The organism is Actinoplanes sp. NPDC049599, from assembly GCF_044465625.1.
Lineage (GTDB): Bacteria > Actinomycetota > Actinomycetes > Mycobacteriales > Micromonosporaceae > Actinoplanes.
The window spans coordinates 77,545-103,742 of sequence record NZ_JBITLX010000019.1 but is presented as its reverse complement, the minus strand read 5'-3'; the positions used below and the strand labels follow the sequence as shown (position 1 = coordinate 103,742).

The following is a 26,198-nucleotide window of genomic DNA, read 5'->3' as shown; positions in this document are numbered from 1 at the left end:
GGGGCAACGTTAAGAGACCGTCGGTCTGTTGTCAAGAGACCGTCGGTCTGTAAGCTAGGATGGCGATCATGACGTTCCAGCGGGCCCGCAGCGACGAGCAGCGCGAGATGCGGCGCCGGGCGATCCTGGACACGGCCGCGGCGATGCTCCACGAGATGCCGGTGGCCGACGTGAGCCTCAACGAGCTGAGCCGGCGCGTCGGCCTGGCCAAGTCGAACGTGCTGCGCTACTTCGAGTCCCGCGAGGCGGTGCTGCTCGAGCTCCTGGACTACTTCCTGCAGAACTGGCTGCCGGAGCTGACCGACGAGCTGGCCGCCGGCATCACCGCGGGGCTCCCCGCGGCGGACCGGGCGGAGCAGCTGGCGGAGGTCCTCAGCCGTTCACTCGCCGACCGGGTGGTGCTGTGCGACCTGTTCGGCGCGCAGGGCGGCGTCCTGGAGCACAACGTCTCGGTCGAGGTCGTGATGCGCCACAAGCGCGCCTCTCTGGACAGCCTCGCTCGCATGGTCGACCTCATCCGGCAGCACGTGCCGGAGCTGGGAGACGGCACCCAGACGGTCTGCCTGCACGCCTTGATCATGGCCGGTGCACTGTCCACGTACTGCTCGCCGCCGCCCAGCGTGCTCGCCGTCTACAAGGCCGAACCCGCCCTGGCCGTGCTCCACGTCGACCTGCACACGTCACTGCGGCTCGCCATCATCACGGCAATCATGGGCACGCTGCCACGTTCCTGACGCGCGGCGGGTGCACCGGCCTCAGGCAGGTCCGTCTCGTTGGCTGGCTGTTTCTTGCCGGCGCGCGCGGAAGCGGTGTGCGTTGTGGGCACCGCCGCCCGATGCCTCAGGTGCCGGAGAGCGGCGCCGGGCACCGCGAGTTCGAAGCTGGCCGAGATCTGCCGCAACACCGTCTCCACCAGGCGGGTGGGTTCTCGCCGATCACCGCAGCTCATAATATGTCGGTGGTTCGGTTCAAACGGCAGTGGTGGGCGGCGCTCGACTACGAGTTCACACCCGACGGGTTCTGCGATGACGAGACTTATGACCGACTGCCGCCGCTTCCCGAGCACATGTTCACCGGCCGTTTCGACTGGCTGACCGCCCGGCCGGCCGGGACGGACGCGCATTTCATGGAGCCGGTCCCGGTGCCGAAACATGCGCTGCACCAGGTCGATCGCCGATTGGCGCGGTCCGGCCTGGCGCTTCCGGCCTCGTTCGTCACCTTCATGAGTAGCGCCGAGCTGCAACGAAGGGTCCCGTCCGTCACCGGCAACGGCTGGAAGATGTCGGATCTCGCTCCGAGCCCGGTCGAGGAGCACGGCTTCCTTCTGCGGTTCATGCACGATCAGCAGGGATGCTGGTTCTACTACCTTTACCTGGCCGCGGACGGCTCGTGCCCCGTTCTCGGCAGCGCCGAGCTCTTCACCCCAGATGCGGACGACGACCCGGAAGAGGCCTCCGCCTTTTCGCCCATTGATTTCCTGCGGTCCGCGACCTGGGCGGCACCGGACTTCGAGCAGTTCATCTACCGTTACTGGATCGAGAACCTCGTTTGTCACCACATGATCGTTCAAGAACGCCCTGCCTGCGACCTACCCGTGCCGGCGCAGGAGTACGTCAAGCTGCTCCAGACCCCGAATCGTCCGCCTCTCAACGTCTGGCCGCAGCCGCTGCAGTGGCTGAACGACAATCCGGATCAGCTCAAACTGTGGTGATCCAGCACGACGCCCTCGGGCGGATCTGTTCGGGTGGATGGCAAGCAGAGGCGAAATGATGCCGCCCTGCGGAGACCGCAACAAGAAACCCAAGGAATTCCCCGGCACCACCCGGATCAGGCTGCCCTCGGCTCCGCTGTCCTACTGCGACAGGACCAACGGCGAAGGTCTCCCACCTCCGCTCGAATCAACAGCGCCTCACGGCGCATACTGACCGTCGGTCAGGTGGTCGTAAGTCATCTACCAGAGACTCACTCAGCCGGCACCAGATGATCCTGAAGTTCGCGGTGGCGGAACTGGTAGCCGTTGCCGGCCATTCGGAGCAAGCCCGCGCTGTGGCAGCGTTCGAGGAAGCGACCGAGTTGCCACGGTAGCCGGTGCGGGGCAAAGCGGGTGCAGAGCAGAAACGCCAGGTAGCGCAGACCGACGAGGCCGACTGCCAGGACGTCGGAATCCTCGGAGAACGTGCTCAACCGGCCGAACGCCAGGCCGCCGGCGAGTCCGAACGCCAGGCCGCCTACCGCGGCGGTCACGGGAGTGGCGGACAAGCCTGCAGCGACCGCGATCGTGAAGAACATGGCGATGCCGCCCCGGCGGGAGATGTGAAAACCGAACGTGAACGCGGAGGTGACCGCCACCGCGATGCCGCCCGCCAAGGCGCCGACCACGCCGAACGCCAGGCCGCATGCCAACCATGCGATGAGATCGTCTCGTACGATCGTGCGGGGATTCGGCACCCGGACCCCGAGGGGGCGGGCGACGCCGAACGCGACGCCGACCGTCAGGCCGGCCACGATCCCGACCGCCAACGCCTGCCGCGGATGACCGGCAACCCCCGCCGCCAGGCCGCCGATCACCAGGGGGTAGTCGGATTCCATCTCCGGCACGGCGACCGCGCCGAGGAGGAAGCCGATCACCGCGCCGAACCCGATCAGTGCCGCCAGGAAACCGGCCGAGCGCCGGGTGCGCAGCCGGCTGATGCTCAGGCGTTGCGGCTCCGGCCACGGCACCAGCAGCGCGCGGGCGACCCCGGCGAGGACCAGGGCGATCAGTGCCCCGGCTGCCAGCAGGTTGATGTCCGAGAAATCCATCAACCGGCGCGTGGCGATCCCGAGCAGCACTAGCCAGGGCGCGGCGAGCAGGGCCAAGGTCACCGCGTGCACACGCCGGACGCCGGCCAGCGGCCACAGCTCGTGGGGCACCAAATCGGTGCCCGACAGTGGCCGGTCGCCGAGGCGACGGCCCTGGCGGATGTTCTCGTGCAGGTAGGAGGCCAGGACCGCGAGCCTGTGGCGGGTGCGAGCCGCGTCACCGGTGTTGCCCGATGCGGCTGGGATGAACAGCTCGAGCAGGTGGTCGCGGACCTGCTCAGCGGTGGCCAGGGACGGATCGAGCAACTCGGCAGGATCACGGACGAATTCGCTGGTTCGTCTGCGTTGCTCGTAGACGACCGCGGCCAGCGTCAGCCGCCACGGGGTGGCCAGTGCGACCGCAAGGGGGCCGTGCCGATCGCGGGCTATCCGGTCCAGCACCGGCCGCCAGCGCCGCAGATCTGCGGCCCGGGCGGTGAGAAACGTGCGGGCCTGAGCCACGCTGACCGCACGCACCTCGACCCGAGCAGCATCCTCGATCCGCAGGTGATCGGCGGTCAGCGCCCCGTAGTGCGTGCTGCGGCAGGTGACGACCAGCGGGGCCTGCGGGTGAACCTGAAGATAGGCGTTGAGCGCGCGAACGGCGCGACCCGCCCGGGAGGCGTATCCGGGCTGGTCGGTGGCGTCCAGCTCGTCCAGGCCATCGACGACCGGCAGCAGCCGGCCCTCATCGACGAGCGCTTGCGCACTCCGCCGGGGAATCCGGTAGACGCCGGCCAGGTGATCGACCAGCCAGCGGCGGACGAGATCGGCGTCGGCCTCCCGCTTGGCACCCGGCTCGTCGCTCAGCTCCCATGTCGCGGCCGAGATGCGTACCGGCACCGGGCCGGCCCCCGGCGGGTCGGTGAGCAGCTTCAGCATCAGCTCGATGGCGAGCAGCGTCTTGCCCGCACCCGCCGCGCCGGTGATGACCATGCGATGTGGTCGAAGATCGTCGTAGTAGCCGGCCAGCTCCGTGAGCCGGCCCTGACGACGGGCGCCCGTCACGTCGTGTCCGGGCGCCTGCCGCAGGTCGAACTGCAGGTCGATCGCGTGTGCGGACCGGCCGAGCAGCTGCCGACGGGCCATTTCCTCACGGCGGCGGACCGCCCGCGCCAAGTGCACGGCCAGGCCGTCCGTGTCGGTCTGCTGCCGTCGGCGGTCCTGCCACGCCAGAACCAGCCCTGCGACCGTCAACGGCAGGCCGGTGAGCCCGATCGCGGCACTCACCGGGTCAACATCGCCGATCTCGGATCGGCGCAGCGCCCACACAGCCAGGGCGATCACCGCGACAGCGGCTCCACCGAGGAACCACGGCCGGCCGCTGCGTCTTGTCACGATCGGCGATCTTTCCGCCCGCCGGGCAGTCGCGCCATCGCCGATTCGCCCGGTTTCGCGCCGCCGTCCTCCGGTCAGGGGAATTGTCACAGAACTTCCCTCGCTTTGATGGAGAGGCTGATCTGCAGCAGCAAGCGTGGTGCCGCCGAAACTCCTGGCCGGGTGCGGCGAGGGCGGTCCGGCCGCGGCACACCGATCCAGCCTCACGATGTCGTGGCGGCGGCTTCGATACAGGCGCTGTTGATCCGGCCCAACCGCGTCCTTGCAGGCTGTGCTCGTCCCGTCTCGTCGCCGCCCTGCGCGCCGGGGCGTCCGGAATCTGGTCAAGGACGCCGGCCCGGCCGAACCGCTGACAGCGATCCGGGCCGCCGCGGCCGGTGAGTCGCCCGTCTCCAGATCCGGACCACAAACGTGGCCGGTTCGGCACGCTCGGTCGGGCCGGACAGTACGCTGGTGACACCCCCCGCGTCCCAAGCTCGGCCGACCAGGGCCGAGCTGAGGTTCCGCCTTCGAAAGAAGAAGTCATGACCTCCGCGCAGCATCCGTACGAGCTCGTGATCAGGGAAAGGGCCCCGCTCGCGGATGTCAGTGCCGCGGAGGCGGTCGCGGTCGCGGTGGAGTCCGTCGCCGCGGAGGTGCTCGCGGCGGAGACGACGGCCGCGCGGGTGGCCGCCGAGATCGTCCAGGAGGCCGACAAGACCGCCGCGTTGATGGTTATCGCCGCGAGGTCGGCCGCGGACAAGGCGGCGCGGTCGGCGCAGCAGACGGCGCTCGCCGCCGCCGAGGTTGCCGCTCGTAACGTGGAGGAGGTGGTCAGCGAAGCCGCCGCGACCGCCGCGGCGATGGTCGCCGCTGCCACCGTTGCCGCCGAGAAGCTGCTGGCCGCCAGCCGCAGCCACGCCGGCGCGCGCCGCACCGACCTGGTCGAGGAGCTCGCCGCCCACGCTGCCTCAACCGCGGAGGCGATGGTGGTGAGCGCGGCGACCGCGGCGGTGCGGGCCGCCGACCGGGCCCGCCGCGACACCGAGGCCGCCGCTCAGGTCGCCGCGCAGGCGGTGTCGGACCTCCTGGAGGAGGCATCCTCGACCGCCGAACTGATGGTCACCGCGGCGGCCACCGCCGCCGACGCGGCCGCCGAACGGGACTTCGAAAGGGCACGCCAAGAGGCGTACGCCCGCGGCCAGGCCGAGCTGTTGCACGCCGTGGTCGACAGCATCAGCGACGGCGTGGAGGTCGTCGCCCAGGACGGCTCGTTGGTGATGTGCAACCGCGCGGCCGAGGACCTGGGGGTCCGGCAGCGTTCCGGGGGCGCCGTCGCGGGGCCGCCCTTCGGGCTGTTCCGGCCCGATGGCCGCACCGAGTTCCCGGCCCACGAGACGCCGTTGGCCCGGGCGCTGGCCGGGGAGAGCTGTGACGGCGTCGAGATCCTCGTGCGCAGTGCCGCCCACCCCCGCGGCGTCCTGCTGACCGTCAGCGGCCGGCCGCTGAGCGCCGAGTCCGGCAACCCCGGGGCGGTGGCCGTCTACCGTGACGTCACCGACGAACGCGCGCAGCGCACCGAGCTGGAGATGTTCGCCGCGGTCGCCGCGCACGACCTGAGCGCACCGCTGGCGATCGTCATCGGCTACCTGGAAGTGATCGCCGACCTCGTCGTTCCGCAGCTGACCGACGACACCGCCCCCACCGTCATCGACGTCCTCCGGCGTGCCGGCGGAAGCGCGGCCCGGATGAGCCGGCTCATCGACGACCTGCTGAGCTACGCCGCCGTCGAGGCTGAGCAGAAACACGAGGACTTTGATCTGAGGGCGCTGGTCGACGAGGTCGTGGCGGCCCGCACCGAGCACCTCGACGCGGACTCGACCGCGGGGACGTTCATCGTCGGGGAACTGCCGTGGGTGCACGGCGACCGGGCCCGCATCTCCCAGGTCTTTGACAACCTGATCGGGAACGCTCTGAAGTACACCCCGCCGGGGCATCCGGCCAGCATCGAGGTCACCGCGCAGCTGCCCGATCCGGAACCGGGCGCCGACCCCCGGGTCGAGATACAGGTCCGCGACCGCGGCATCGGTATTCCCGACGGTCAGCACACCGCGATCTTCGCCAACCTGCACCGCGCGCACGCATCCGGCGCCTACGGCGGCACCGGGCTCGGGTTGGCGATCTGCGCCCGGATCGTCGAACGCCACGGCGGCCGGATCCGCGCCGACGACAACCCGGGCGGCGGCACCCGGATGCACTTCACCCTGCCGGCGGCCGTCCGCTCGATAGCGCCTTGATCGGTCAGAGCGTGAGCTCCACGATCGCGGTGATGAGCTGGCGCCCGTTGAGCAGCACCGCGTCGTTGTGGTCCGCCCCCTCGACCGCGACAACCCGCACCGGACCCCCGGCGCGCTCGGCCACGGCCAGGCTCTGCGCCGCGGGCACGATCGTGTCCGCGGTGCCGTAGACGACCAGCGTGGGCACGGTGACCCCGGCGATCAGGTCGGCGACCGGGAACCGGTCCCGCAGCAGCAGCCGTACCGGCAGGAACGGGTAGTGCTCCCGGCCCGCCGCCGGCAGGTCGGTGAACGGCGACCGCAGCACCAGGGCGGCCGGCGGGTGCCTCGTGGCCAGCGCGGTCACCACCGCTGCGCCCAGGCTCTCGCCGTAGTAGATCAGCTGCTCGGCGGGGAAGCCGGCCTGGTCGATGAGGTACGCCCGGGCCGCCTGGACGTCGCGGGCCAGGCCGTCCTCGGTCGGGCTGCCGGGGTTGCCGCCGTAGCCGCGGTAGTCCACGAGCAGCACGGTCAGCCCGTGGGCGGCCAGGGCGGTGGCGAGCGGAGCCCGGCCGTACCGGTTGCCCGCGTTGCCGTGGGCGACCAGGACCGCCCGGTGCCGGTCGGGGGTGCCCGGTGGGGGAGTGACCAGCCAGGCGCCCAGGCTGAGCCCGTCCGTGGTGCGCAGGGTGACGTCGCGGGCCCCGGCGAGGGCCCGGTCCGCCGGTGGCGGCGCCGTCCGGTCGGGGAAGTAGATCAGCCGCCGTTGCAGCGACCACGCCAGCGTGACCACCAGCGTGATCGCCAGCAGCACCACGATCAGCGTCACCCGCATCTTGACCACCACCCCATTGTCGAACCTGCCGGCCGCTCACCACGCGTACGCTGACCGGGTGGATCACGAAGAGCGCATCGCATTGTTCCTGGACTACGAGAATCTGGCGATCAGCGCGCGTGACCACCTCGGCGGCCAGTCCTTCGAGTTGCGGCCGGTCGCCGACGCGCTCGCTGAGCGGGGGCGGGTGGTGGTCCGGCGCGCCTACGCCGACTGGTCGTACTTCGACGAGGACCGGCGGATGCTCACCCGTTCGCATGTGGAGCTCATCGACATCCCGCAGCGGATGGGCGCCTCGCGCAAGAACGCCGCCGACATCAAGATGGTGGTGGACGCGCTGGAGGTGGCGTTCGAGCGGTCGTACATCTCGACGTTCGTGCTGTGCACCGGCGACAGCGACTTCACCCCGCTGGTGCACAAGCTGCGCGAGCTCAACAAGCGGGTCATCGGCGTCGGCGTCGAGAAGTCGACCTCCGCGCTGCTGCCGCCGGCGTGCGACGAGTTCCTCTACTACGACCGGCTCGAGGGCGTCGAGGCGCCGCCGCCGCGGTCGCGGACCACCCGTCCGGTCAGCCCGCCGCAGCCGGTGGTGGTGCCCGAGCCGGAGCCGCAGCCGGTCCCGGACGAGCCCGTCCGCGACATCGACTCGCTCTCCGCGCTGGTCGCGCAGACCGTGGCCGGGCTCCAGCGCAGCTCCAGCGGCACGGTGACCGCCTCGACGCTCAAGCGCACGCTGCTGCGCAAGGATCCCACCTTCAACGAGGCCGACTACGGCTTCCGCGCCTTCGGGGAGCTGCTGCGCCACCTCGCCGGCAACACCGTGGTCGAGCTGATCGGCGGGTCGGCCAAGGGTGATCCCGAGGTCACGCTGCCCGAGCACGGCGGGCGGGAGGCGGCGTTCGCGCTGCTCCGTACCGTCGTATTTGATCTTGCCGGTGGCGACGGGTCGACCGCGCTGTCCGGGCTGAAGAACCAGGTCCGCAAGGTGGCGCCGGAGTTCAGCGAGAAGAAGCTCGGCTACCGCAGCTTCCTGCAGTTCTGCAAGGCCGCCGCGACCAGCGGCGCGGTCGACCTGAAGTGGAGCCCGGAGGCCGACGGCTACCTGGTCGCGGTCAAGGCCCAGAGCTGACGTCCGCGGCGAATTCCTGCACGCCGAGCACCCGCAGCAGCTCCAGCCGCTCCCGGGACCGCTCGTCGGCCGGGCTGAGCACCAGCAGCTGCTGATGCTGGTCGGGCGTGACCAGGGTCTCGCAGTCCAGCACGATCGGGCCCACCCGCGGGTGCAGCAGGGTCTTGCGGTCGGCGCGCCGCACCGCCACCTCGTGTTCGGCCCAGAGCCGGCGGAAGTCCGCGCTCGCAACCTGCAGCCGGTCGATGAGCCCGGCGACGGCGGGATCGCCGGACCGCCGACCGGCGGCCGCCCGCAGGTCGGCCACGAGCCGCCGGGCGTGCTGCTCCTGCTCCTCGCCCGGCTGCACGGCCCGCGCGGCCGGGTCGGTGAACCAGCGGTACGTGACAAAGCGCCGGTCGCCGGTGAACCGGGTGAGATCGCCCATCAGCAGCAGCGAGGTCCGGTTCTGCGCGAGCACCTCACCGAGGTCGGACAGCACCAGGGCGGGCGTGTCACCGAGCAGGTCGAGCATGCGCATCAGCCCGGCGCGGGCCAGGCGCGCCACCCCGTCGCCGGGCGCGGGCCGGTGGCCGGCCAGGTGGAACAGGTGGTCGCGCTCGTCGTCGGACAGCCGCAGCGCCCGGGCCAGCGCGCCGAGCAGCTGGGTCGAGGGCTGGCTGCTGCGGCCCTGCTCAAGCCGGACGACGTAGTCCACCGACATGCCGGCCAGCATCGCCACCTCCTCGCGGCGCAGGCCGGTGGTGCGCCGGCGGGGCCCGTCGGCGATGCCGGCCTCGGCCGGGCGGATCGCCTCGCGGCGGCGGCGCAGGAAGTCGGCGAGCTCGGCACGGTGCATGAGCCCATCGTGCCCCGCCCGGCGCCGGCGCAGCCAGGGAGCGGCGCTCCCACGATGAACGCTCCGCTCCCGCCGGTGCCGGCCCCGGCGCAGGGTGGGGCCATGATGCAGACACGAACCTTGGGACGCACCGGGCCGGCCGTCTCCGCGCTGGGCCTGGGAGCGATGGGCATGTCGGGCGCGTACGGCCCGGCCGACCGGGCGGAAAGTATCGCCACCGTGCACGCCGCGCTGGACGCCGGCGTCACCCTGATCGACACCGCCGACTTCTACGCCATGGGCCACAACGAGCTGCTGGTCGCCGAGGCGCTGCGCGGCCGGGACCGGGACAGCTACCGGCTGAGCGTCAAGTTCGGCATGCTGCGGGGCCCCGGACCCGAGTTCGGCGGCGTCGACGGCCGCCCTGAGGCGGTGAAGAACTTCCTCGCGTACTCGCTGACCCGGCTGGGCGTCGACCACATCGACATCTACCGTCCCGCCCGGCTGGACCCGGCGGTGCCGATCGAGGAGACGGTCGGCGCGATCAAGGACATGATCAACGCCGGGTACGTGCGCCACCTGGGCCTGTCGGAGGTCGACGCGGCCACGGTCCGCCGGGCGCACGCCGTACACCCCGTCTCCGACCTGCAGATCGAGTACTCGCTGCTGTCCCGGGCGGTGGAGGCCGAGGTGCTGCCCACGCTGCGGGAGCTGGGCATCGGGCTGACCGCGTACGGGGTGCTGGCCCGCGGGCTCATCTCCGGGCACTGGTCCACCGACCGGGCCGCCACCCCCGGCGACAGCCGCGGCTTCAGCCCCCGGTTCGCCGGTGGGAACGTGGAACACAACCTCGCCCTGGTGGAGGCGCTGCGCCGGATCGCCACCGCCACCGGCTGCACGGTCGCCCAGCTGGCGATTGCCTGGGTGGCCGCGCAGGGCCCGGACATCGTGCCGCTGGTCGGTGCCCGTACCCGGGAAAGGCTGGCCGAGGCGCTGCCGGCGGCGGCGGTCGACCTGGCCGCGGACGACCTCGCCGCGATCGAAAAGGCCGTGCCGCCCGGCGCGGCCCGCGGCGACCGCTATCCGTCGGCGTTCATGGCCACCCTCGGCGTGGGCAACTGAGCCGGGTCACCCCTGCCCGGCGCGCGGCTCCAGCACCACCACCGCGGTCGGGGACGAGCGCAGCGCGGCGTACGCGTCGAGGTCCTTGTCGATCTCGCGCCAGCGCTGCCACAGCCGGTCGCGCTCGGTGTCCACGGCGGCCCGGGCGCGCACCGGGTGCGACCCGCCGGCGAGCTGCACGCTCGCGTCCGGGTGCGCCAGCAGGTTGAGCCACCAGGCCGGCTCGCCGTCACCCCAGCCGTTCATGGCCATCGTGACCAGGTTCGGCCCGTCCTCGAGGTAGCCGAGGATCACGCTGCGCGGTTGGCCGGTGCGGCGCCCGCTGGTGGTGAGCCGCATGGCGCCCCACTTGCCGGGTTTCGGGCGCCACAGCCCGACCCGGCCGCCGGAGAAGCGGTACAGCCCGCGGTGCACCGACCAGGCGAGCCGGATGAACCAGCGCGGCGGCAGCCACGGTTTACGCACGTCCGACATCTCCACGCACCCCCGGTCCACCGTAGGCGTGCCCCGCAACGCTCCCGGTACGTGGGTGCTCAGGCGCGCCGGGCCGAGACGCCGGCCAGCACCGTGCCCAGGCACAACGCGGCGGCGCTCACCGCCAGCGACCAGTGGATCCCGACCACCGCCCCGAACAACCCCACGGTGATCCCGCTGCCGAAGCGCAGCCCGTTGGTCGACATCCCGTACACGCCGATCACCCGCCCCCGGTCCGCGGGCGGGGCGAGCAGCTGCACCAGCGTCTGCCCGATCGACATCGAGGCCAGGTTCGCGACCCCGCCGACCACCAGCAACAACACCGACAGCGGATAGCTGGCCGACACCGCGAACAGCAGCGTGCTGAGCCCGTAGACGCCGGTGCTGACCACGGCGGCCGGCACGGTCGGCCGCAACCGGCCGGTGGCCTCCAGCAGGATGCCGCCGATCACCCCGCCCGCGCCGTTGGCAAAAAGCAGGATCCCGTACGCCGTGCCGGCGCTGCCCGCCCCCAGATCCCCGGCGAAGATCGGCATCGACGACTGCATCGAGGCGCCCACGAAGAACGACCCCAGCCCACCCAGAATGATCATGCTGACCAGCGTCCGGTTGGCGCTGACCTGACGCAGCACCCGCACGGAGTCGACAACGCCCATCCGCCGCCGCGGCGCCCCGTCGGCACGGCTGTGCCCGGTGAACCGGGTCCGGAACAGGAAGACGGTCAGCGGCAGGTAGAACGCGACGTTGGCGAAGATGCCGGCGGTCGGCCCGAGCCCGAGCAGCAGCGCGGAGCCGATCACCGGCCCGAACAGCACACCCAGGCTCTTGAAGGTGGCATTGAGCCGCACGGCGCTGGGCACCTCGTCGCCGCCGACGAAGTCGTGCAGCATCAACTGCTCGGCGGGCCCCCACAGCGACCCGGCGAGCCCGTGCAGCACCAGCAGCACACACGCCGACCAGACCTGCAGCGAGCCGGTCAGGAACAGCACACCCCAGGCGACCGAGACGAGCGCGAACAGCGCCTGTGCGGCCTGGATGACCCGGCGGCAGTCGAACCGGTCGGCCAGCCCACCGAAATACACGGAGAAGAACAGAAAAGGCAGCCAGTGGCTGATCACCTGGAAGCCCGCCAGCGCGGGCGAATGGAACCTCTCCCAGAGCACCCAGTACGTGATGACGTGCTCGATGTTGTCGGCCATCATCGCGAGCGCGGCCCCGAAGAGGTAAGGACGGCAGTCCTTGTTCCGCAGCGCGGCAAACTTCCGGGGTACGACGGCAGTCACCGGCGCGTGTGCGGGAACTCCGCAGGCGGCACACATGTCAGAAAGTCCTCCCGCCGAAGCCTGCGGGAAGCCACCGCGCGGCGCGCCCGGGGTGCCCGGGTCAGTGACGTGAGCCACCGAACCCGGGACCGGTCATGGCTGGAAGTAGTGTCCCGCGTCCAGATCGGCGATCAGGCCGGGGCGGCTCGGGTGCCAGCCGAGCAACTCGCGGGTGATCGCGGACGAGGCCGGATTGTCCATCTGCGCGAACGACCCGAGGAAACCGAAGTACCCCTCGGCCTCCTCGGGGCGGATGCCCCGGACCGGGATGCCGAGGTTACGGCCGACCGCGGTGGCGATCTCCCGGAACGGGACACCCTCGTCGGCGGCGGCGTGCAGGCGCGACCCGGCCGGTGCCTTCTCCAGGGCGAGCCGGTAGAGATCCGCGGCGTCGAGAGTGTGCACGGCCGGCCAGCGGTTGGCGCCCTCGCCGACGTAGGCGGCGTAGCCGTGCTGCCGCGCGGCGGCAACGATGACGGTGATGAAGCCGTGGTGGTCGAGCGAGCTGTGCACCGTGGGCGCGAGCCGCACGATGCTGGAACGCACCCCGCGGGAGGCGAGCCCGGCCACGAAGTTCTCCGCGTCGATCCGGTAACCGCCGCCCGGGAAGACGTCGCGCTCGGTGCCGGGACGGCCGACGACTCCACCCATCGCGAGCATGGCCGTCCCGCTCGTGCCGACCAGGGGTTTGCCGGAGCCGTCCAGGCCGTCGGCCAGTGCCGCGAGGGCCCGCAGGTCGACCGTGGCGGCGCCGGCCAGGTCGCCGCTGAGCATGAGGTCGTGGCGGAACGCCAGGTGCACGACCCCGTCGGAGGCGGCGGCCTCCTCTCGCAGCACGTCAAGGTCGGACAGGTCGCCGCGGCGCGCCCGGGCGCCGAGCTTCTCGATGGCGGCGGCCGCAGCGTCGGACCGGGCCAGGCCGACAACCTGGTGCCCGGCGCGGAGCAGCTCCGGCAGGACGGCGGAACCGAGATGGCCGGAGGCCCCGGTGACGAAGACGCGCATGGTGGATCCTTCCCGAAGGTGATGTCACAACGTGACATGACCGTACACCGCGATGTCGCACTGTGACATGGCTGAGCGGGAAGATGTCACAATGTGACATCGGATACCATCGCCGGCATGGCCCGCTGGCAACCGGACGCACGCGGCCGCCTGGCGGCGGCCGCCATGGAACTGTTCCGCGAGCGCGGCTTCGACAACACCACGGTCACCGACATCGCCGCCCGCGCCGGCCTCGACAAACGCACCTTCTACCGGCTCTTCGGCGACAAACGCGAGGCGCTCTTCGACGGTGGCAGGCTGCTGGAGGAGGTGGCGGTGCGGGCGGTGACCGAGACGGACGCCGCCCCGTTCGAGGCGGTCATCACGGCCTTCCACCGGCTGGCGAAGGAGCTCTTCGCCGACCGCCTCGACCTGGTCCGGGTGCGTCAATCCATCATCGACAGCAGCCCCGAGCTGCAGGAACGCGAACTGCACAAGATGCGCTCACTGTCCGCCGCGATCGCGGCGGCGCTGCGCGCCAAGGGCACCGGGGAGACCACGGCGACCCTGGCCACGGAGTCCGGGGTGACGGTCTTCCGGCTGGCGTTCGCCCGCTGGGTGGCGCCCGGCAGCGACACCTCACTCACCGACCTGATCACCGAGGTAGCTGCCGAGCTGCGCGCAGTCATCTCAGCAGCGCCAGACCCCGATCCCGACCACGGCTGAACCGACAGCGCCGCGGCAGCGTCCCGGTCTGCTGGCCTGGTCTGCTGGCCCGGTCTGCTGGCCTGGTCTGCTGGCCCGGTCTGCTGGCCCGGTCTGCTGGCCTGCTCTGCTGGCCCGGTCTGCTCGCCCGGCCTGCTGGCCCTGTCTGGTCGCCTGGCGGTTGTCCGGCCTGGTCGCTTGGCGTTGCCCCGGCCTGCTTGCCCGGCGGTGGCGCCGGTCAGCCGGGCCGGCTGGGCGCCGGGCCGAGCAGCCGCTCCAGCAGCCGTGGTTCGCCGGGCCACGCCGCCATCAGCACCTCCCGCGGGACCTGCCGTCCGGCGTACCGGAGGGCCAGCGCGACCACCACGATGTCGTCCAGCGGACCGATCACCGGGATGAACTCGGGGATCAGATCGATCGGGCTGGCCACCCAGATCCCGGCAATGATGATCGCGATCCGGGCCCGCCGCGGCACCTGCGGATGCTTCCGCAACCGCCGCACGGTGGTGACGCAATCGGGAATGAACGCGGCCAGATCCCGCAGAATGCCGGGTGGCAGGCGCCGGGCGAGCACGAGCAGCAGCGCCCAGCTCGCCACGAGACACCCGAGGGCGACACCGAGCCCGACAAGCCAGTCCCGCAGGTTCACCCGTCGACCCTACGCGCCACGTGGGCGAGCTACGGCTTCGACTGGACCACCGACCCGCCCACGAGGCCGGAAATCACCCGGGCCGCCGGCACCACCCGCCCAAGACGCCGGAAATCACCTGGGCCGCCGGCACCACCCGCCCACGGGCTGGAAATCCTCCGGGCCGCCGGCGCCACCCGTTCGCGGAGCAGGATCACCCATTGGCTGCGCACGGTCGCGGGGTCGGGTGTCAGCGGCCCGCCGGGTGTCGGTCGCGGTGCCAGCGCAGCGGGCCGGGATGCAGACTCCACCACAACCGTCTCCACCAGGACTTCTTCCCCCGCAGCGCCGCGGCATAGGCAACCGCCTGCTGCCCCGCCCGCTCGGCCTGCCGCCCATCGGCCGCGCCGGGCGCAAACCCCACCGTGTTCACGGCCGACACCAGCTCGTCCAGCGGCGGCATCTCAAAACCCTCCGGCGGGACAGCAGCCCGCACCGGCACCGCGTCACGCCGAACCGGCGCATCCTCCGGCCGCCAACCCACCGACCCCGCGTCCGGATCCGGATCCTCCGAGCCGACGACGCCCGTGCCCGAGCCGACGACGCCCGTGCCCGAGCCGACGACGCCCGTGCCCGAGCCGACGACGCCTGCGCCCGTGCCCGTGCCCGTGCCCGTGCCCGTGCCCGTGCCCGTGCCCGTGCCCGTGCGAGCCTCCTCCGCGGAGCCGTGCACAGTCCCGACCGCGTCCGGAACAGCACCCGTTCCCCGCCCGGATCTCCACCTCCGCGCCCTGCCAGGCCGCACCTCAGGCGGCCGCGCCGCGAACGCCGCCGCCTCACCGGCCGCCAGATGAACCGGCACCGGCCGCCCGTCCAACCGCAACGCGTCCGTGAACTCCAGCCATGCCCCGGTTATCCGCTCCTCGGCCGCCCCGGCCCCCAGCCGCCGCTGCCGCAACCCCCGCCGCAACACCACCACGGTCAACCCCGCCGCGACCAGCACCAACAACACCGACCCCGAAGCCCCGGCAGCCACCACCACCCCCGCCGGCCCGCCGTCCCTGGCCACCGGCGGCGCAGCCACCGCCGCCGGCGGCGCCGAGGCGCTCGCCTGTTCCGACGCCGGCGGTGGGTCGGAGGTCGGCGGCGGGGACGGCTTCGGGGTGAAGTCCTCCTCGACCGGCCGGGGCTGGTCGCTCTTCGGCAGCGGGTCGAACGCCACCCAGCCCAGCTCGTCGAAGAGCACCTCCGGCCAGGCGAGCGCGTCGCCGCCGGTGACCGTGCCGCCGGCCTTGGGCGCGTCGAAGCCGACCACCACCCGGGTCGGCAGCCCGGTCAGCCGCGCGAGCAGCGCGAACGACGCCGCGAACTGCTCGGACGTGCCCCGCTGCCCGCCCTGGTCGCGCGGCCCGAACAGGAAGAACTCCAGGTTCGGGTACGCGTGCCCGCTCGGCGCGTCGGCGACCTTGCGGTAGTGCTCGGCCAGGAACTCCTCGATGGCCGCAGCCCGGTCGAACGCGCCCGCGTTGCCGTCGGAGAGCTGCTCGGCGAGGCGGCTGATCGGCTCCGGCACCCCGGCGCCGATGGTGAGGAAGCGGGCCACCTCGTCGCCGGTCGGGGAGTCCGCGGACGGCAGCAGGTTGAGGTCGGGCTCCTGGGTCTGCGACGTGACCGTGTAGCGCACCCCGGGTTTGAGCCCCTCGGGGCTGATCAGCGTGCCGGTGGCCGGGTCGTAGGCGACGCGTACCCCGTTGACGCCGGTCGGGGTGGGCACCACCGGGAGCAGCCGCCCGGTGAGCTCGTCGACGGTGATGTCCTGGGTGACCTGGCGCACCGGCACGTCCGGCAGCGCGGGCGCGCTCGGCAGCACCCGCCCGGCGTTGCGGTAGGTGGCCCCGACCCGCCAGGTCACCCCGTCGTAGTCGGGCAGGACCGCGAGCCGCAGCCGCACCGGGCCGGTGCCGGGGGCGGCCGGGCCGATCTCGAGCAGCCGCTGCTCCGGGGTCAGCGCCCAGCCCGAGATCCGGTTCAACGGGCTCTCGTCCAGGCTGTCCACCTGCGGCGGTTCGACGTACCGCCGGGGGTCGACCGGGGTCGCGGTGACCCGGCCGCCGACCCACGGGCCGACCGCGACGATCAGGCCGATCAGGACCACCAGGCCGGCGGCCGCACCGGCCAGCGCACGGCCGCGCACGGCCGCGCGGGTCTTCGGGGGTACGCCGGACAGCGACGGTCCGGCCGGCGGCCGGGCGCTGACCGCGAGCGCCACCGCGACCAGCCCCGCGAACAGCAGCGTCGGCCACCCGGCGGCCCCGGCGTTGGGCCCGACGACGTACAGCGCGCCGGCGTAGAGCGCCGCGGCCGGCGCGCACCCGAGCAGCACCCGCCCCGACCGCACCGCGACCTCGGCGCCGGCCAGCCCGGCCAGCCACGCCGCCACCACCGGCACGACCACCGTGTCGGGCGTCGACTCGACCGGGATCATCGCGGTGAGCAGCCGCGGAATCCCGTTGGTCAGCGCGTCGGCGGCGATCGCCGGCAGCGCCCCGGCCAGCTCGGCCCGGTCGGCGGCCACCCGCAGCGCCGCGAGCGTGTAACCGGCGAGCAGCAGCACCGACAGCGGCGCAACCGTCCACGACGGCAGCCGCCGCGCGGCGACACTCACCCCGACCGAGCCCAGCGCCGCGCCCGCGACGAGCTGCATGAGCAGCGCATCGGCATAGATCCGCCCGAGCACCACACCGGAAAGACCGACCACCAACACCAAAGCCACCGGTACGACCGCAGCCCGCGCCCACCTCACCACCCGCGCACCCCGTCCCAGGCGCCGGCGAACTGTGCGCCGTCCTCGGCCTCGATGACGATGAGCCCGCCCCCGGCCGACACCGGCGCAGCGTCCCGATCCCCGAACAGCCCCGCGATGACCACCGGATAGGCGCCCCGCAACGCGCTGACCGCGCCCAGGTCGGCCCGCCCACCGGGCCCGGTCAGGTAGACCAGCGTGTCAGCGATCCGGTTCTGCCGCAGGCTCCGCAACGTCTGGGTCAGGTCGCCGGCCCGCAGCTCAGCCTCGGTCAACACATCGAGGAAGGGCCCCGGCGCCGGCCCGGACACCAGATGCAGCGCCACCGGAAGGTCCTCACGCACGGCGGCGGCCACAATGGAGGCAGCCGCTTCACAACAAGCCTCGAACGAGTCGGCGGTGCCGTCCCGCACCTCCGGATGCGCCCCGCCCCGGTCGTCGAGCAGCACGACAATGGTCGGCTCGCTGGTGTCGAGCTGCTCCCGCACCATGAGCTCACCGACCTTGGCGGAACTGCGCCAGTGCACCCGCCGCAGCTCGTCCCCGATGACGTACTCCCGCAGCGAGTCGAACGTGATGGTGCCCTGCGGCACTTTGTCGATCCGCCCGTCCAGACTGCGCGCCATCCCGGCCGGAACCGCTCGCAACAGATGAATCCGCGGATGCACCCAGACGGTGGCGACCCCACCATAGGTACGCGACAACGTCAGGAGCCCGAGCGGATCGGTCCGGGTGACCCGCAACGGCCCGACCGGCACCACCCCGCGCCGCTGGGTGGGCACGGGATACTGCACGGTGGTGTCCCGCCCGGGCCGCAACCGCAACAAAGGAACGGGAACGGTCGACGACCCGCACCGATCCGCGGCGACCAGGTTGGCGGCCCGCAGCTTGCTGGTGTTGTGCACGGTGAGCGTCATGGTGGCCGGCTCACCCCGAGCAACCCGATCCGGGCTGGCGACCCGCTCGACACCGAGCCCCGGCCGCCACACCGCGAAGACAACCCCACAGAGCACGGCAACCGTCGCGGCGGCCCCGAGCAACGCCAGATCCGGGTAGCCGTAACGAAACCCGCCCAGCAGCAGGGCAACCGCGGCAAGAAGAACACCGGCCCCGCGCACGGTGAAACCCCCGAGCCGCCTCACGCGCAACCCGCCCAGCTCAGCCGCGCACGGCGGTCGCCGCCGGGCCGGTCCGCTGGGCTCTGCGGCGCGTGGTGGTTGCCGCCGGGCCGGTCCGCTGGGCTCTGCGGCGCGTGGTGGTTGCCGCCGGGCCGGGCCGGCCGGCTCTGCCGCAGGTGCGGGGAGCAGGCGGTCATGCCCCGACGCGCTGATTGTCCGGCAGGGGCACCGGCACCGAGCGGATCGCGTCCTCCAGCACCTCGTCCGCGGTCACCCCGCGCAGCTGGGCGTCCGGCGACAGCAGCACCCGGTGGGCGAACACCGGCCCGATCAGCGCCTTGAAGTCCTCCGGCAGCACGTACCCGCGGCCGTTGATCAGCGCGAACGCCGAGGCCGCCCGGGTCAGCGCGATCACCCCGCGGGGGCTGACCCCGACCCGGACCTGCGGGTGGTCGCGGGTCGCAGCCGCCAGCCGGACCGCGTAGGTGTAGAGCGGATCGGCGATGTGCACCCGCAGCGCCATCTTGACCATCTCGCCGACCGTGACCGTGTCGGTGACCGGCTCCAGCGCGTCGGGCGAGCGCAGCGCCGCCCCGCGCAGCACCTCGACCTCGACCTCCTCGGCCGGGTAGCCCACCGACAGCTTGACCAGGAACCGGTCGAGCTGGGCCTCGGGCAGCCGGTAGGTGCCGTCCATCTCGACCGGGTTCTGCGTCGCCACCACCAGGAACGGCTGCGGCACCGGGTGCGGCACGCCGTCGACGGTGACCCGGCGCTCCTCCATGACCTCCAGCAGCGCCGACTGGGTCTTCGGCGACGCCCGGTTGATCTCGTCGGCGATGACGATGTTGGCGAACACCGGGCCGGGGTGGAACTCGAAGCCGCGGCTGGCCTGGTTGAAGATCGTCACGCCGGAGACGTCGGAGGGCAGCAGGTCGGGCGTGAACTGGATGCGCCGCCACTGGCCCCGGACCGCCGCGGCCATGGCCCGGGCCAGCGTGGTCTTGCCGACGCCGGGCACGTCCTCGAGCAGCACGTGCCCCTGCGCGAACATGGCGGTGAGCGCGAGCCGGATGACCTCGGGCTTGCCCAGCACGACGGCGCCGATCCGGTCGGCGAGCTGGGCGGCCACGGCGGCGAAGCCCTGGATGTGCTGGGGCGGCAGGGGTTCGTTGCTCACAGGTGGGGTCCTCAGCAGGTGGGCAGGTCGTTGATGTCGTCGCCACCGTCGAGGTTGAGCCAGGCGAACGGGATGTAGTTCTTACCGGAGTAGTTCACCTGCACCCACCAGCTCGACTCCTTGTGGTTGTTGTAGATGTAGGAGTCGATGCTGGTGCCCTTCTCCTTGCAGTACGCCTGCAGCCGGGTGCCGGGCTTGGCCCAGCCGACCTGCTTGCTCTCCTGCGACGTGCTGGCGAAGATCTCGTTGCCGTTGCGCCCGTCACGATCCTCGTTGCAGTACGTGGCGGTGTCGCCGTTCTCGCCGTTGTTGCAGGTGGCCGTGCCGTAGAGGGCGTCGGTCTCCTGCGTGCGGGTGCGCGCGTCGCTGGTGCCGGCGGCGGTCTTGGCGGTCACCGTGAAGGTGTAGCTGGTGCTCGGCTTGAGGCCGGTCACCTTGAGGCTGGAGCAGCCGCCGGAGGCGTCGCCGCCGCCGTTGTTCGCCTTGACCGTGCAGGTGGCCTGGGCGCCACCGGCGTTGACGCTGAAGGTCACGGTCGCGGTGTTGAAGGTCGCCGACGAGCCGGTGATCGTCACGACCGGCTGGGGCAGGGTCTTGGCGGTGGCTGTCGCCGCCTCGCTGTCGCCGGCCTCGTTGACCGCGCGCACCTCGACCGACACCGTCGCGCCGGTGTCGAAGCCGTTGAGCGTGACGCCGGTGCCGTCGGTGACGTCGGTGGTCCTGCCGCCGGCCGTCACGGCGTAGTGGGTGATCGGGCGGCCGTTCTCTGCCGGGGCGGTCCAGGTGACCCGGATGGCGCCGGCCTGGTCGCTGACGGTGGCGGCGTCGATGTTCCCGGGCCGGTCCGGCCTGGTGAACGGCACGACGCTGTTGCTGATCGGGGACGCCTTGGAGCCGGCGCCACGCTCGTTGACGGCCACGACCGTGAACGCGTACTGCTTGCCGTACTCCAGCTCGCCGTCCTTGATGGTCAGGCTGGTCTCGCCCTTGGCCTCGCCGAGCGGCGCGGACGTGCCGTCGCTGACCGCCGTCACCGCGTACCGCTCGATCTCCAGGCCCTGGCCGTTCGCGGCCGGCCAGTCGACCACGACCGTGCCGTCGGGTCTGGCCTCGGCGCTCGCGGCCGTGGGCGCGTCGGGGACCTCGGCGGTCGGCCGCACCGCGTTGCTGGTGCGCGCCGGGCCGTCGCCCTTCTTGTTGACCGCGTGTACGGCGAACCGGTACGTCTCGCCGTTGGTCAGCCCGGTGACGTTGAGCGAACGCTGGTTGGCGCCCACCTGGAAGGTCTTGTCCGCGCCCTCGACCACGTACTTGCTGATCTCGGCGCCGTTGGCGGCGGCGGCCCGCCAGGTGACCCGCACCTCGGCGTTGCCGGCGGCGGCGCGCACGTTGCGCGGCGCACCCGGCTTGGCGACCGGCGGCTTCTTGGGCTTCTGCGGGGGCGGCGGCGGGTCCGGCGGGGTGGGCGGCGGGTCGCCACCGAGCACGTCGTCGGCGTACTTGTCGACCACGCGCACCTGGTGGGCGTTGTCGACGACGCGGGCGGTCGACGAACCGGGCGCATTGATGAACAGGTAGTTCTCCCGGACCTCGAGCTCCAGCGGGCCACCGGCGTTCTTGAAGCCGATGTCCTGCTGCTCACGGCCGGCGGCGTCGAAGACGTGCACGGTGCCGGTGGACTCGTCGGCGACGTAGAAGAAGCCCTCCCAGGCGACCGCGGGTTGCAGCTCACTGCCGTCGCCGGGCACCGCGAACTGCGCGACACCGCCGCGCTCGGGCACCGCGTACACCTGGCGGGTGTCAGGGACCGTGACCGGCACGACCGCGCCGTCGGTGTGCTCGGGCAGAATGCCCGGCCCGGTCAGCGGCAGCACGGTCGAGACGCCCTCGGCGTCACCGCGGAACGTGGTCAGCTGGTTGGTGGTGCGGTCGAGCACCGCGACGCCGTCCTCCAGGGTGGACAGCGCCAGGTCGTGGCTGGACTCGGCCACCGACTCGGTGCGGATCTGGGCGGGGCCGACCGCGGTCCGGCCACCGCCGGCGCCACCGGTCGCGGAGTTGTCGGGCAGCGGGGCGGCGGTGATGGCCGACACGGTGCCCTCGCTGGGCACGGCGATCCACAAGCGGCCCGCACCGTCGAAGACGCCGCCGGTGATGCCGGGCGGGTAGCGCAGCGGCTCGCCGATCGGGGTCAGCGTGCGCGGATCGAGCTGGCGCACCTCACCCTGAACGGCGTCGATGACAAAGGCGGCGTCCTCGCGCAGCGCGACGCTGACCCCGATGCCGCCGGTAGCGGGCGCGGGGCTGACGAAGATCTGCAGGGAGGAGAGATCCATCGAGCTGACGACGCCGGTCTGCAGATCCCGCATGATCACGAAGCGGTCGTTCTGCGCGACCTCGATCTGGTGGCCGCGTGCCTTGGGCACGTTGACCCGGGTGTCGACCCGGGCGGTGACACCGTTGATCCGCGCCACCTCGCCCTTGGTCTTGCTCCAGACCCAGGAGGCGGCGTCGTAGCTGGCGACGGCCTGATCGGCGGCGCCGAGGCCGAGCACGGTGAGTCCCAGGCCCGCGACGAGGCTCAGGACAGTGCCCATGGTGACGAGGCCACCACGACTGCGCCAGCGGCGCTTGCGCTGGCCGATCACGTCATCTGCACTGGCCACGGCGTGCCTACCTCCCCGTTTGCCGGCGGCGCCCCGTTCAGGACGCAGGCCATCATAGGGGGATGGCGGCTGGTGTGGACACCCGGTGAGTCACGGTTGTGGACAGTGGTGATCGCCCAGAGTGATCATCATTTGCCGGGCGAAGGTTTGCTCGTTCGTGGCGAGCGGCTGGTGCAGGTCTGCGGCGAGGTGGAGAACTGGCTGGTGGTGTAGACGGCCACGATCGCGAAGCAATAGTCCAGGTCAGCGTTGAGCCCGTTGAGATCGAAGGTCGTCGTGGTCGGCCCGACCTGACCCATGGGGCGTAGTTGTTCACCGGGCCGCCCACCGGTGATGACAAAGGAGGCCCGCCCGTTGGCGGGATCGGCCCAGAAGAGCTTCACCGACGATCCGTAGTCACGCATGCGCACATCGCTAGGGGCGGGCCCGCTGAGAGTTGGCACATCAGAGGCCGGATCGTCACCCCGATCGGCAAGAACAACAACCAACGCGACCACCGCGATGATCACCCCGAAAACCGCGGCAATAGCCGCGAAAAGGGCAGGCGCCTTCCGCGAGTACGACGAATCGCCGGGTCTATCGGTGATCGGGGCTGTGGAGGTGACCTGTGGCACGGACTGCTGGAAGTAGGGGCCACCGGACTGGGGCACCGGCAGCCCTGGCTGGAATCCGGCCGGGACCGGACTGGCGGCGGCCTGCTGATAGCCCGGCGGCGCCGACTGCGGGGTGGGGAAGTAGTGGGGAGGCGGCTCTGACGTGGAGGACTGGGGCGCGCTGGCCTCATGTGGCGCGGGGAAGTAGTGGGGAGGCGGCTCCGCCGTGAGGGGCTGAGGCGCGTTGGCGTCTTGCGGCGCGGGGAACCAGTGGGGAGTGGGCTCCGAGATTGGGGCCGGGGGTGCGGGCTGCGGAGCGCTGGCCTCTTGTGGCGCGGGGAAGTAACGGGGCGAGGGCTCCGCCACCGGGCGCTGCGGGCGTACCGGTGCTTGTTGGTCTTGGGGTGCCGCGCGCTGCGTGGGAACCTGGAAGCGCTGCAGCTGCTCGGCCGGCAGCTCCATGCGGACCGTCGGAGGGTCCTCGCCGAGGTAGGAGCGCGCGCGGACAACGGCCCAGTGCTCCGCGCCGAGCACGGCCGGCCCGTGCGCGGCCACCCGGCCGAACGCCCGCCGGGCCTCATGCCGGTTCTCCATCTCCTCGGCGACCACACCGAGATCGAACGAGATCAGAAGCATGACCGGATCGGCATCCCCGAGCCGCCACTGCCCGGCCGCATAAGCCTCCTCGAGCACCCGCCGCGCCCCGGACGGATCACCGGCCAGCTGATGCACGGCGGCGAGCTGCTGCGCGGTCAGCAGAACGTCGGGATCGTCCTCACCGAGATTGGCCCGGCCCAGGTCGACGGCATGCTCGAGCACAGCGCGCGCCTGCCCCAGATCACCGGAATCGGCAAGGGCAAGGGCACGCTGCCGGGCGGCGAGAAGCGGGGACGGCTGGGACACGCAGGCCATGCTGCCCGCAACACTGCGCCTACGCCAGTACGGGCGGCCGGGATGCCCGGGTATGTCCGGGGTCAGGGGTGGTGTGAGGGCGGGGGAGGGGGCGTGTATATTTCTCTCCTGTGCAGCCCACCCGGGCAGCGGGTTGCGGATGCAAGCCGCAGGTCGGCCCGGTTATGCTGTGCTCACCTTGTCCGGGTGGCGGAATGGCAGACGCGCTAGCTTGAGGTGCTAGTGTCCTTTATCGGACGTGGGGGTTCAAGTCCCCCTCCGGACACGTTAACCCCCAAAGAGATCATTCACATTCTGGATAGATCTCGATGGGGGCTGTGCGTTTTCCCGTCTCGGCCTCGGTATCCACTGATCTGGTCGTGGATTTCTCTCGGCTGACGGCCGGAGCGACCGGGTTGGCATCGGCAAGGTGAGCTGGCCGGTGGTTTGAACGTCATCCGCGGATGCGACTTCGGCTTCCGTGTCGTCGGGAAGGGGTTCGTCGACCGCGATCGTGTCCGGGCCGCACACGATCAGCGCGTCCCGGGCCCGCAGACGAGCGGCCAGGTCGCCGGCGTCAACGACACCTGCCAGGTCCTTGTTGCCGGTGGCAACGAGGTGCTCGACGATGCGGGTTTGCGACCAGTACACCCAGCCCGGCTCTTCCATCTCGGCTACCTGGGCGGTGGTGTGGCCGTGTCGGCATCGGTAGCCCGGCCGCCGGTTCACCCAGTGGCCTTCCAGGCGCCGCCCGCAGAGCGCGCAGACGAGCAGGCCGGTCAGCTGATACCGGTGCACCCGGCCGTCCGCTGGTACCGCGAGGGCGGTGATCTGCTGCGCGGCCAGGAAGTCGGCGTCACTGACCAGTGCGGGATGGGTGTGGTCGTCGGAGATCACCCAATCGGAGCGGGGGTTCCACACCCGCACCGGGCCTCGGCTGGACCGGCGATTCCCGGGCACGGCCTCCCGATGATCGGTGAACTGCCGGTTCCAGACCTGCCGGCCGGTGTACCGCGGGTTAGCCAGGATCGCGGCCACCGTCCGCAGCGTCCACACCGCGGTGCTGCGATGCGGGTTGCGGCCCTGGTCATACACTCCGGGCGACGGAACACCGCGCTCGTTGAGCAGCCGCGCGATTCCCGCCGCGCTCATTCCCTCGAGGCGGCACGCGAACATCCATCGCACTGTCGGCGCGGTCACCGGATCCACATCGAGACGATGCTGACGACGTCCCCAACCGGCGTGCATCGCCTTCGGATGCGGGCCGGCATCGACGAGTCGGTAGCCGTACGGCGGCCGCCCACCGAGATGGCGGCCCTGTTCGCGGACCTGCGCCGCCATCGCCGCCGTGGTGCGGAACCTGTTGCGCAGGACTTCCCGCTCCGACTGATGCCCCAACATCAACAACAACGCCTGATGCTCAGGCTTTGCCAAGTCCACCGGGCCGCGTGCCTCGGGCAGCCACACCGGTATCCCGAACGAGGCCAGCAAGGCGATCACCACGGGCGCGTCACCGCCGGCGAACGCCCGCTCGAACTCCCCGACCACCACCACGTCGAACCTACGATCCGGATTCTGCGCTGCGGCCAGCAGGGCAGCCGCCTGCGGACGCCGCGGCCACGGCAGGCTCCGGGACCTGCCGACGTCGAAGAACTCGGCCACGATCCGCCCTCGCCCGGCGACCACCCGCTCGGCCGCCTCCACCTGCCACGCCCGTGAGGACACCGGATCCTGATACTCGAGCGTCGAGATCCGCCCGTAGAACGCGAACCGCAGCCCACCCGAACCACGCCGTGGGCCGGTCGACCGGTCGCGCCGCCGCACGGTGACCGGCGCCTCCAACCACGAATCGAAGGAAGCGGGAGACGAGGAAGCGGGAGACGGCATAGCGATCACCGCGATTCGAGAAGATGTGCTCCTCCCACCGCTACCACTCGCCAGACAGGTCTGGCGATACCCCGACCAGGACGGTTCACCGTCGCCACGCTCAGCACCGCTGAACTGTCACGCCTACGGACTACAGCCACCCCGCGCGGACAACAACCCTGCACCTGCTGAGGTCAGTCGGTCGCAGAGCACAGGCGTTCCGGAGTCGAGCCCGTTCAAACTATCGAGCTGCGATCCCTGAATGCGTGCAAAGGATGCGCACAACTCGATCATGGCGCGAGACGAACGGCCTGGCCAGGGTCCCGGACGAGTTTCGGCACCCCCAGGGTTACCTCGACCTGGCCGTAGAGGTTGCCCGGCGCACCACCCGGGTGCACATCCGCTCGGCGGCCCTGATGGCCATAGCCGCCGAGGCCTTCCCGCCCGGGCCGACCTGCTGATAGCCGAGTCCCGCAGAACGACGCCTGGACCGGGGTCATCGGCGAACTCGCACTGCTCCGTCCGGTCGTCATCGGAACGGTGGCCAAGGCTCTGATCGCGTCGGCAGCTCGCACGGCACCCTCATGATCCCTTGGAGGCGCTGAGAGCTCTACCCCGGCCTGATCGGCGG

At 71.8% G+C, this 26,198-nt stretch carries 20 protein-coding genes and 1 tRNA gene; 8 read left to right on the top strand and 13 right to left on the bottom strand.

Annotated features, from left to right (window positions below; translation table 11 throughout):
- The first annotated feature begins 68 nt into the window (after window positions 1–68).
- Both ACIBQZ_RS28690 and ACIBQZ_RS28685 read left to right on the top strand, forming a co-directional pair.
- Window positions 69–734 (top strand): TetR family transcriptional regulator, encoded by a 666-nt coding sequence (locus ACIBQZ_RS28690; protein WP_396091909.1) that lies wholly within the window; start codon window positions 69–71, stop codon window positions 732–734.
- Between the two features lie 101 nt (window positions 735–835).
- The gene (locus ACIBQZ_RS28685) at window positions 836–1,711 is read left to right on the top strand and encodes a hypothetical protein (protein ID WP_396091908.1); all 876 of its coding nucleotides are present in this window, start codon (window positions 836–838) and stop codon (window positions 1,709–1,711) included.
- A 251-nt stretch (window positions 1,712–1,962) separates the two neighbouring features.
- Here ACIBQZ_RS28685 and ACIBQZ_RS28680 read toward each other — a convergent pair whose 3' ends face one another.
- Window positions 1,963–4,269 (bottom strand): NACHT domain-containing protein, encoded by a 2,307-nt coding sequence (locus ACIBQZ_RS28680; RefSeq protein ID WP_396091907.1) that lies wholly within the window; start codon window positions 4,267–4,269, stop codon window positions 1,963–1,965.
- A gap of 434 nt (window positions 4,270–4,703) precedes the next feature.
- On the opposite strand from ACIBQZ_RS28680, the gene ACIBQZ_RS28675 reads away from it, so the two are divergent.
- On the top strand, window positions 4,704–6,455 hold the full coding sequence (locus ACIBQZ_RS28675) for an ATP-binding protein (protein WP_396091906.1): 1,752 nt from the start codon (window positions 4,704–4,706) through the stop codon (window positions 6,453–6,455).
- A gap of 4 nt (window positions 6,456–6,459) precedes the next feature.
- Here the strand turns inward: ACIBQZ_RS28675 and ACIBQZ_RS28670 are convergent, their stop codons facing one another.
- Complete coding sequence (locus ACIBQZ_RS28670; RefSeq protein ID WP_396091991.1) at window positions 6,460–7,269, bottom strand: alpha/beta hydrolase; 810 nt, start codon at window positions 7,267–7,269, stop codon at window positions 6,460–6,462.
- Between the two features lie 58 nt (window positions 7,270–7,327).
- On the opposite strand from ACIBQZ_RS28670, the gene ACIBQZ_RS28665 reads away from it, so the two are divergent.
- Entirely contained in the window at window positions 7,328–8,398 is a 1,071-nt protein-coding gene (locus tag ACIBQZ_RS28665; RefSeq protein ID WP_396091905.1) for an NYN domain-containing protein, read from the top strand.
- Here the strand turns inward: ACIBQZ_RS28665 and ACIBQZ_RS28660 are convergent.
- Window positions 8,382–9,236 carry a helix-turn-helix transcriptional regulator gene (locus ACIBQZ_RS28660; protein WP_396091904.1) on the bottom strand — a complete coding sequence of 285 codons (855 nt, stop codon included), beginning with the start codon at window positions 9,234–9,236 and terminating at the stop codon, window positions 8,382–8,384. The two genes, ACIBQZ_RS28665 and ACIBQZ_RS28660, sit on opposite strands and share 17 nt — an antisense overlap.
- A 102-nt stretch (window positions 9,237–9,338) precedes the next feature.
- Between ACIBQZ_RS28660 and ACIBQZ_RS28655 the strand changes: the two genes are divergently transcribed.
- Window positions 9,339–10,337: an aldo/keto reductase gene (locus ACIBQZ_RS28655; RefSeq protein WP_396091903.1), complete on the top strand. Its 999-nt coding sequence runs from the start codon at window positions 9,339–9,341 to the stop codon at window positions 10,335–10,337.
- Between the two features lie 6 nt (window positions 10,338–10,343).
- Here the strand turns inward: ACIBQZ_RS28655 and ACIBQZ_RS28650 are convergent, their stop codons facing one another.
- The 3 genes from ACIBQZ_RS28650 to ACIBQZ_RS28640 all read right to left on the bottom strand — a co-directional run bounded on the left by ACIBQZ_RS28650 (window position 10,344) and on the right by ACIBQZ_RS28640 (window position 13,138).
- Window positions 10,344–10,811 (bottom strand): nitroreductase/quinone reductase family protein, encoded by a 468-nt coding sequence (locus ACIBQZ_RS28650; protein ID WP_396091902.1) that lies wholly within the window; start codon window positions 10,809–10,811, stop codon window positions 10,344–10,346.
- Between the two features lie 59 nt (window positions 10,812–10,870).
- Window positions 10,871–12,094, bottom strand: a complete 1,224-nt coding sequence (locus tag ACIBQZ_RS28645; protein ID WP_396091901.1) for an MFS transporter — start codon at window positions 12,092–12,094, stop codon at window positions 10,871–10,873.
- Between the two features lie 132 nt (window positions 12,095–12,226).
- A complete protein-coding gene (locus tag ACIBQZ_RS28640) occupies window positions 12,227–13,138 on the bottom strand; it encodes an SDR family oxidoreductase (protein WP_396091900.1) in 912 nt (303 codons plus the stop codon).
- A gap of 117 nt (window positions 13,139–13,255) precedes the next feature.
- Here ACIBQZ_RS28640 and ACIBQZ_RS28635 point away from each other — a divergent pair, with 117 nt between their 5' ends.
- A complete protein-coding gene (locus ACIBQZ_RS28635; protein ID WP_396091899.1) occupies window positions 13,256–13,843 on the top strand; it encodes a TetR/AcrR family transcriptional regulator in 588 nt (195 codons plus the stop codon).
- A 217-nt stretch (window positions 13,844–14,060) separates the two neighbouring features.
- Here ACIBQZ_RS28635 and ACIBQZ_RS28630 read toward each other — a convergent pair whose 3' ends face one another.
- From ACIBQZ_RS28630 to ACIBQZ_RS28605, 6 genes are all read right to left on the bottom strand, one after another.
- Window positions 14,061–14,465, bottom strand: coding sequence for a YkvA family protein (locus ACIBQZ_RS28630; RefSeq protein WP_396091990.1), 405 nt, complete (start codon window positions 14,463–14,465; stop codon window positions 14,061–14,063).
- Between the two features lie 235 nt (window positions 14,466–14,700).
- A complete protein-coding gene (locus ACIBQZ_RS28625; RefSeq protein WP_396091898.1) occupies window positions 14,701–17,223 on the bottom strand; it encodes a DUF3488 and transglutaminase-like domain-containing protein in 2,523 nt (840 codons plus the stop codon).
- Window positions 17,224–17,249: 26 nt separating this feature from the next.
- Entirely contained in the window at window positions 17,250–18,395 is a 1,146-nt protein-coding gene (locus ACIBQZ_RS28620) for a DUF58 domain-containing protein (protein WP_396091897.1), read from the bottom strand.
- A 169-nt stretch (window positions 18,396–18,564) separates the two neighbouring features.
- Complete coding sequence (locus ACIBQZ_RS28615) at window positions 18,565–19,551, bottom strand: AAA family ATPase (RefSeq protein WP_396091896.1); 987 nt, start codon at window positions 19,549–19,551, stop codon at window positions 18,565–18,567.
- Window positions 19,552–19,562: 11 nt separating this feature from the next.
- Entirely contained in the window at window positions 19,563–22,217 is a 2,655-nt protein-coding gene (locus ACIBQZ_RS28610; RefSeq protein ID WP_396091895.1) for a fibronectin type III domain-containing protein, read from the bottom strand.
- 128 nt (window positions 22,218–22,345) lie between these two features.
- The gene (locus ACIBQZ_RS28605; protein ID WP_396091894.1) at window positions 22,346–23,713 is read right to left on the bottom strand and encodes a tetratricopeptide repeat protein; all 1,368 of its coding nucleotides are present in this window, start codon (window positions 23,711–23,713) and stop codon (window positions 22,346–22,348) included.
- A 189-nt stretch (window positions 23,714–23,902) separates the two neighbouring features.
- On the opposite strand from ACIBQZ_RS28605, the gene ACIBQZ_RS28600 reads away from it, so the two are divergent.
- Window positions 23,903–23,987: transfer RNA gene (locus tag ACIBQZ_RS28600), tRNA-Leu, on the top strand.
- A 2-nt stretch (window positions 23,988–23,989) separates the two neighbouring features.
- Here the strand turns inward: ACIBQZ_RS28600 and ACIBQZ_RS28595 are convergent.
- Complete coding sequence (locus tag ACIBQZ_RS28595) at window positions 23,990–25,543, bottom strand: recombinase family protein (protein WP_396091893.1); 1,554 nt, start codon at window positions 25,541–25,543, stop codon at window positions 23,990–23,992.
- 299 nt (window positions 25,544–25,842) lie between these two features.
- Between ACIBQZ_RS28595 and ACIBQZ_RS28590 the strand changes: the two genes are divergently transcribed.
- Window positions 25,843–26,028, top strand: coding sequence for a hypothetical protein (locus ACIBQZ_RS28590; RefSeq protein WP_396091892.1), 186 nt, complete (start codon window positions 25,843–25,845; stop codon window positions 26,026–26,028).
- Window positions 26,029–26,198 lie beyond the last annotated feature (170 nt).

Bases quoted from the DNA above. Each gene is read 5' to 3' on its own strand.
- ACIBQZ_RS28640 (WP_396091900.1), bottom strand. From the start codon at position 13,138: ATGCGCGTCTTCGTCACCGGGGCCTCCGGCCATCTCGGTTCCGCCGTC.
- ACIBQZ_RS28590 (WP_396091892.1), top strand. From the start codon at position 25,843: ATGCGCACAACTCGATCATGGCGCGAGACGAACGGCCTGGCCAGGGTC.
- ACIBQZ_RS28650 (WP_396091902.1), bottom strand. From the start codon at position 10,811: ATGTCGGACGTGCGTAAACCGTGGCTGCCGCCGCGCTGGTTCATCCGG.
- ACIBQZ_RS28675 (WP_396091906.1), top strand. From the start codon at position 4,704: ATGACCTCCGCGCAGCATCCGTACGAGCTCGTGATCAGGGAAAGGGCC.
- ACIBQZ_RS28655 (WP_396091903.1), top strand. From the start codon at position 9,339: ATGATGCAGACACGAACCTTGGGACGCACCGGGCCGGCCGTCTCCGCG.
- ACIBQZ_RS28670 (WP_396091991.1), bottom strand. From the start codon at position 7,269: ATGCGGGTGACGCTGATCGTGGTGCTGCTGGCGATCACGCTGGTGGTC.
- ACIBQZ_RS28635 (WP_396091899.1), top strand. From the start codon at position 13,256: ATGGCCCGCTGGCAACCGGACGCACGCGGCCGCCTGGCGGCGGCCGCC.
- ACIBQZ_RS28660 (WP_396091904.1), bottom strand. From the start codon at position 9,236: ATGCACCGTGCCGAGCTCGCCGACTTCCTGCGCCGCCGCCGCGAGGCG.
- ACIBQZ_RS28690 (WP_396091909.1), top strand. From the start codon at position 69: ATGACGTTCCAGCGGGCCCGCAGCGACGAGCAGCGCGAGATGCGGCGC.
- ACIBQZ_RS28685 (WP_396091908.1), top strand. From the start codon at position 836: ATGCCTCAGGTGCCGGAGAGCGGCGCCGGGCACCGCGAGTTCGAAGCT.